Annotated in this window: 4 protein-coding genes; 2 read left to right on the forward strand and 2 right to left on the reverse strand. The window is 54.3% G+C overall.

The window, feature by feature from the left end; all coding sequences use genetic code 11:
- The first annotated feature begins 1,115 nt into the window (after nt 1-1,115).
- Nucleotides 1,116-1,835 (forward strand): two-component system response regulator TorR, encoded by a 720-nt coding sequence (gene torR / locus HQL52_19565; protein ID MBF0371641.1) that lies wholly within the window; start codon nt 1,116-1,118, stop codon nt 1,833-1,835.
- Nucleotides 1,836-1,997: 162 nt separating this feature from the next.
- On the opposite strand, the gene HQL52_19570 is transcribed toward torR, so the two are convergent.
- Both HQL52_19570 and HQL52_19575 read right to left on the reverse strand, forming a co-directional pair.
- Entirely contained in the window at nt 1,998-2,810 is an 813-nt protein-coding gene (locus HQL52_19570) for a response regulator (protein ID MBF0371642.1), read from the reverse strand.
- Nucleotides 2,811-2,970: 160 nt separating this feature from the next.
- Nucleotides 2,971-4,149: a cation:proton antiporter gene (locus HQL52_19575; GenBank protein MBF0371643.1), complete on the reverse strand. Its 1,179-nt coding sequence runs from the start codon at nt 4,147-4,149 to the stop codon at nt 2,971-2,973.
- A gap of 337 nt (nt 4,150-4,486) precedes the next feature.
- Between HQL52_19575 and HQL52_19580 the strand changes: the two genes are divergently transcribed.
- Nucleotides 4,487-6,418 carry a response regulator gene (locus tag HQL52_19580; protein MBF0371644.1) on the forward strand — a complete coding sequence of 644 codons (1,932 nt, stop codon included), beginning with the start codon at nt 4,487-4,489 and terminating at the stop codon, nt 6,416-6,418.
- Nucleotides 6,419-6,664: the final 246 nt, after the last annotated feature.

Genomic DNA, 6,664 nt, shown 5'->3' on the forward strand with positions numbered 1-6,664 from the left:
AGAAAAAAATCTGCGAAAATAGAAATTCGCGGCAATGGGTGCCCTTTTCCCATAGACAAGGTCGGCTAAAGGGTGACAGAAAAAGTACAGCGGCATATGTCCAATTTTTGATTTGAATTGCTATATGAGAAACCCATCCCTTCCAGGGAGGGGGGTGGGGTGATGACAAATGCCTCTGATGCGCGTTGGGGGGGAAAGGCCGTGACTCCCTTTCTGATGGCAGAGGGGCAGACCCTATCCTGGATGGGTGTTTTTCTGAACTTTCCGAGAATGGATCCCAGGCACTGATGGCTTATGCCCATCACCAACCATAGGGAATATGCTGAAAAAATCTACTACTTCAGTCAAATGAACATGCATGAAAAAACGAGGGACTCTTCAAGGCCAGTGCGAAGCTCTCACCAGCCCTCTCATACGAATTCTTGTTCAAACGATCAGCTTAAGGCCATTGTTTGATCTTCATTCAAAACCGAAAATCTGCCACAGAGAACACAGAGGCCACAGAGGAAAAGCATGAAAAACAGCTGAATATTCCGAACACTACCGGGCACGCGTTTTGGCTTGATTTTGGTTTTCTCTATGTTCTCCGTGTCCTCTGTGTGGCTAAACGTTTTTTTGTTCGACTCACCTGTTGAACCGGAATTGGTATCACTCCGGAGATCGAAGCTCCCAACACCCGGTCAAACCGGCCTGCTGGCAGCAACGATCGGCAAAACCCATTCCCACCACACCCAGGCTCTGAATTTGATCTACCAGAAATCCTGCATGACCAAAAAAATCAACACCATGTTGATCAACACCGAGCCGATCAAAAAGCTGACTTCCCAGGGAAGGGCCAAATGCGCTTGATTATGGCAATGGATGCATTCATGGCCTTCCAAATTATGCCAAACCTTGATTTCAATGCCACATTTTGTGCAAATTGTATCCATCTCCACCCCAACCGCCTAAAAATACACGAGATTAATCGTGGTTTAAAAAAATTTGACCCGCTGACCAAACGTTTTATCAGGCCTACAATAAATTCCTGCGACTTTTTTGTTAATAAGTTGCAAATTTTGGTTAATCAGATGTAACATTTCAGGAAACTTAGCGGTCACTCTCTTTGGTAATCTATGAAACCTAAACAACACATTCTGGTTGTCGAGGACGAAGCCGTCACCCGCAGCATGCTGGTTGGCTACTTTCAGAAGGCGGGCTTTCAGGTCAGCGAAGCCGAAAATGGCCATGGCCTGTGGAAAATCCTGCATCGAGGGGATGTGGATCTGGTCCTTCTGGATATCAACCTGCCAGGAGAAGACGGCCTCTCCCTGACCCGACGGCTCCGAACCAAATCAGACATCGCCATCATCCTGGTCACGGCCCGGGCTGAAGATGTAGACCGAATCGTCGGTCTGGAGTTGGGTGCGGACGATTATGTCACCAAGCCCTTCAACGAAAGGGAACTCCTGGTCCGGGTCAAAAACCTCCTACGCCGAACCCTGGCCGCCCGCTCCAAGGATCAAAAACTCAAAAAGCGCTATCAGTTCAAAGGGTGGCACCTGGATGTGGATCAGCGCCGCCTCACCTCACCGGAAGGGGAACTGGTCAGACTCACCAATGGTGAATTTTTACTCCTGACAGCCATGGTTTCCCGCCCGGGCCGGGTGATGACCCGGGATCAACTCCTCAATGCCGTCAGCAGCCGGGAATGGATGCCGACGGATCGCACCATTGATGTCATGATCAACCGACTGCGTCGCAAGCTGGACACCAATCCAGGGGATGCCAAAATGTTGGTAACGGTCCACGGCGTGGGCTATCAATTCGCTGGACAGCCGGAAGCAGCTGAATAACCAGCATACTTTCCGCCTACTCCTCTGCTCCTGATTCAGATCTCAAGTACCGACAAAGAGCACAACGCCCCCCTGCGTCAGTCAAAGCCCGATATTTTTATCAGCTACAGCCCAACATCCCTCCCCGCCAAAGGGCTCACGGATCGTTTCCAGGTCAACCCCCTATCCGGAAATATTAGAGCGCTGCCACCGCTCCAACCAGCCCTTCATGGCTTCCAGAGAGTGTTGCCCCAGGGCGGGAATCCGGGCCACCCGCTCATCAAGCTTGTCGGAAGCTCCCTCGGCAGCCAAAATTTCCACTTCTGAAGCAAGGCGCATCAAGGCAACCATACCGAGATTTCTGGCAGCCCCCAGCAACAGATGCGCCCCCTTGGCCAAGGCGGCATAATCCCCGGATTGTTGCGCCACCGCCAACTCCCGGGCAGCACGTTTTTCGGTTTGGGTGAAAAGATCCGGAAACTGACACACCCGCTCCCAGGGAAGGGCCTGGCAGATCTGTTCCAGCACCTGCTCATCCAACAGCGGGATGGATTCCTCACGGGTGTGATTGCTCTCCCTATCCGCTTCCCTCCCCGGCATCCGCTCTACTCCCAGTAAACCGACCAAAAGCTCCTGAATATCATCCAACCGCAAAGGCTTATGCATCACGGCATCAAACCCTGCAGCCAGGCACTCTTCGCTGTTTTCCGAGCTGGGGTCAGCGGTCAGGGCGACCAAGGGTATCAGGGCCAGCTGTCGATCCTCTAAACCACGGAGTTCCCGGGCCAGAGTGAGCCCGTCCATTCCCGGCATTCGAATATCGGTAAACACCACGTCGAAAGGCTCCCGGCCAAGCAACGCCAAAGCGCTCCGTCCTTCCTCAGAGACGTGCACACGATACCCCCTGGAGCGCAATCTTTGGGAGGCCACATCACGACCGGTTGGGTCATCGTCGACTAACAAAATCCGTATTTGTACGGGTGCGATAGCAGTCAATGCAAGCTCCGTGTCCTAAAAAGGGATGGACGGATCGGCGGTTGGGTTGGGAAACGCAAGGAGGAATGATTCATCCATCGAGTCATGAAACACACCAACCCGAGTTCGGATCACGATTATCCCCTCAAACAGGCCCAGAGAATGGGGATAACCCGACCATTCACTCTTTGATGCGAGCCTCACCTACTCGAATCAGGGCCTGCCGGGTAATGATGGGTCCGATCACTTCAAAAAGCACCGTGGAGGCGATCACGACCGGCAATAATATTTTCCCCAGCTCCGGAAGCCTCTGGGAAGCGATCATAGCCATTCCCAAGGCTACTCCCGCCTGGGGCAGGAGGGCCAACCCCATCCAGCGGCGCATGTCAGGAGGGGCATCACAACAGCTGGCCCCCAACGCACCGCCCATGATCCGCCCAACAATCCGCAACAATATATAAGCCAGCCCCACTCCCCCCAAAGCAGGCAGCAGTTCCGGCTGGAGGGAGGAGCCGGCAAACACAAAAAAGAGAATCAGGAAAGGCCAGATCACCCGCTCGACGATGCGAAACGGACGCTCCCGCCACACCCCGAGATTGACCAATACCGCCCCTTGGACCATGGCCGCCAGCAAAAAGGAGGTCTCCAGCCAGATGGCCATGCCACCCGCCAGAAATATCATGGAGAGCGCCCCCACCAGGGTGTTTTCACCCGTCTGCCCCCGGTCCAACCAGCGGCTCATGGCCAAGCCCCAAAAAAGCCCGATCAAGCACCCACCGCCCACTTCCCAAAGCCCGTGAAGCAACGGCTCCCAGGCGCTCCCACCACCGCTGATGGTCTGTGCGGCTGCCAACAGCAGGGAAAAAGCCACCAAACCCATGGCATCATCGATGGCAACGATACCGAGCAAAGTCTGGGTAAATGGACCCCGAGCACCGGTTTCACGGATCACATCGGTGGTCGCAGCTGGATCGGTCGCAGTGGCGATACCGGCAAAAAGCAGCGCCAGCTCCAGGGAGATCCCCACCATCAACATGCCCCCTACGACGATTCCTACCGTTGCCACTACCAACATGGCAGCCAGGGTCACCACCAGACGCCCCTGGTGGCGTAAAGAAGAAAGGGTAAAATGCTCCCCCAACAAAAACCCGACCAGGAGCAGGGCCATATCGGCCAAAATGTTCAACCAGGGCAGATGCACCTCGGAAATCAGATGCACCCCACCCGGCCCAAGAATCATCCCCACCACCAGAAGCAGCGTCACCCGGGGCAAATTGATTTTGCGACCGACAATATCGGCCATAAACCCCAGGAGGAACAAAACGCCGAGAGTTAGGAATGTATCTACCTGAGAACTCATGACTTATCTGACCCATATGGTTCAAAGGGGTTCAGTTTGGAGGCCGTAAAGAGAGGTATCGCCATCATTTTATTATCGTCTTACCCCCTCTTTTATCGCCATGATTCCCAAACGGAGCGGTTACGGTTTGTTTCAGCGAAGGAATCCTGCCAATATGGACGACTCGGGAAGCAGGCCCATCTGCTGAAAGTATGGCATTGCTGTCACCACATCAAAATACCAGAAATGCGGGCCAGATTACGCACGAACCCCGGGAACTCACAACAGTTGATTTCCAAAATGCCGAAAAAGTAATTAAAATAGACTGTTTCCTCCACCTTCCGGTTACAAAGCGTTCATGAACAAACCCCTTCAGGTTCTCATCGTTGATGACAATCCCGTGGAACGGACGCTTCTGGCGGGATTGCTGAAAAAAATGACCCGGTGGAAAATCCATCCGGTCACCTGCGCCACCGGAACTGGGGCCCTGCGACGCATCCGCGCCCAGATGCCGGACATCGCCTTTGTAGATTACCGCCTGGAAGGGGAAACCGGTACCGACCTGATTCGCCAGCTGAAAGAGGCAGGCTGTCGTGGCGGCTTTATTCTTTTTACCGGCATGGAGGGGGATGAAGCAATCGTTGCCGCACTTCGGGCCGGAGCCCATGACTATCTGCGCAAGACCGATCTTTCGATAGAGACCCTCAGCCGCTCCATCCACCACACCCTGGAAAAAGTCCGTACCGATCAGGCCCTGGAGCAGGCCAACGCTGCCCTTCAAGAAGCCAAAAAACAGCTGGAAAAAAGAGTCCTCGAACGCACAGCCCAACTCTCCGAGGCCCGGGAGCAACTCGACTTCATCACTACCTCCGCCAACGACGCCATCATCATGTTGGATCCCCGGGGCCATGTGATCTTCTGGAATCCAGCCGCCCAGCGTATTTTCGGCTACACCAACGACCAAATTCTGAGCGCCCCATTCGCCGAACATCTGGTCCCCCCCGAAGATCGCAAGGCCTTCACCAAAGGGATGCACCACTTTCGAGATTCCGGGGAAGGCCCTCTGGTGGGGCAGGTCAATGAGCTGAACGCCCTGCGCCAAAATGGAGAAATTTTTCCGGCTGAGGTCTCTCTCTCGGCTATCCACATCCAGGGTGCCTGGTATGCGGCGGGGATCGTCCGGGATATCACCCGACGCAAACAGGTGGATGCCAAAATGCGTCAGGCCAAAGAACAAGCCGAGCAAGCCACCCGTCTGAAGGATCGCTTCGTCTCCCTGGTGGCCCACGATCTGAGGGGGCCTTTTACCACCATCCTGGGTTTTTTGGAACTCCTGGATAAAGACCGCAAACATCCTTTAAGCAAAAAGCAACGGGGGTATGTCAAATGGGTCCGGGAGTCCAGCGCCAAAATGCTGGAGATGGTGGATGAAATCCTCAACATCAGCCGCCTGCAAACCGGTAAGATCCAACCCCAGACCCGCTTCGTCAATGCCCGATTTCTGGCGGACAAGGTTTTGGATCATTTTCGGCCTCTGGCAGATAAAAAACAGATCGACCTGGACAACGAACTCCCTGAATCATTTCGTCTCCACGTGGATCCCGGCCTCTTTAGAGAGGTGGTCCACAATCTGATTTCCAATGCCGTCAAATTTTGCCGCAAGGGGGATCGCATCACCCTCTTTCGCCCCGAGGGAGAGCCCGCCACCCTGGCTGTGCGGGATACCGGGGTGGGTATCCGCAAAAAACGCCTGGCGCAAATTTTTCAGCTGGAGGAAAAAACCTCGACCACGGGGACCGAGGGAGAATCGGGAACGGGATTCGGCCTACCCTTCAGCCTGGAGTTGGTCAAAGCCCACGGTGGAAATTTAAACGTGGAGTCCAAGGAGGGCAAGGGCAGCACCTTTTATGCCCGAATGCCCGAAATCATTCCCCAGGCCCTCGTGGTGGACGACGACCCCGATTTCCGTTTGCTCCTACTCAAACATTTGCGCCGGGATGGGGTATCGGTGCTGGAGGCGGATTGTGGGAAGGCTGCGTTAAAGCTTCTGGAAGAGCAGACGATCCATCTGGTGATCTGCGATATCGGCCTGCCCCGGATGAGCGGCTTCCAGGTACTGGAAACCATCCGCTCCAGCCCCAAATGCCGGGAACTCCCGGTGCTGCTCGTCACCGCCGACGAATCCACCGCCACCCGGGAAAAAGCCTTTCAACTGGGTGCCAACGACTTTATCACCAAGCCCATCGTCTGGAACGATTTCACCCCCCGCGTCTCCCGCTTTGTGGGATGAGGCTGGAATCGACCTGCAACGGAAGATCCGTCTCCTATCAGGGCTTCCCACTTCTCCTCTTTTTATTAACACCATCCAGTGATAGCTTGACCCCTTCAAGCCATCCAGCGTATTCCCAATACCTATAGCCAATGCAAAATGACCTGATTATTAAACGTCATCCTTGGCTTCAATCCTCTCTGACAAAGCGTGTATCCGGTTATGATCGTTGGCATTACTATAAAAAATTTCAAGGCGATCCGATCC

The sequence above is a fragment of the Magnetococcales bacterium genome, assembly GCA_015232395.1.
Taxonomy (GTDB): domain Bacteria; phylum Pseudomonadota; class Magnetococcia; order Magnetococcales; family JADFZT01; genus JADFZT01.

What these genes read in the sequence shown, in the direction of transcription:
- torR (MBF0371641.1), top strand. Translation starts at nt 1,116, where the DNA reads ATGAAACCTAAACAACACATTCTGGTTGTCGAGGACGAAGCCGTCACC.
- HQL52_19575 (MBF0371643.1), bottom strand. Translation starts at nt 4,149, where the DNA reads ATGAGTTCTCAGGTAGATACATTCCTAACTCTCGGCGTTTTGTTCCTC.
- HQL52_19580 (MBF0371644.1), top strand. Translation starts at nt 4,487, where the DNA reads ATGAACAAACCCCTTCAGGTTCTCATCGTTGATGACAATCCCGTGGAA.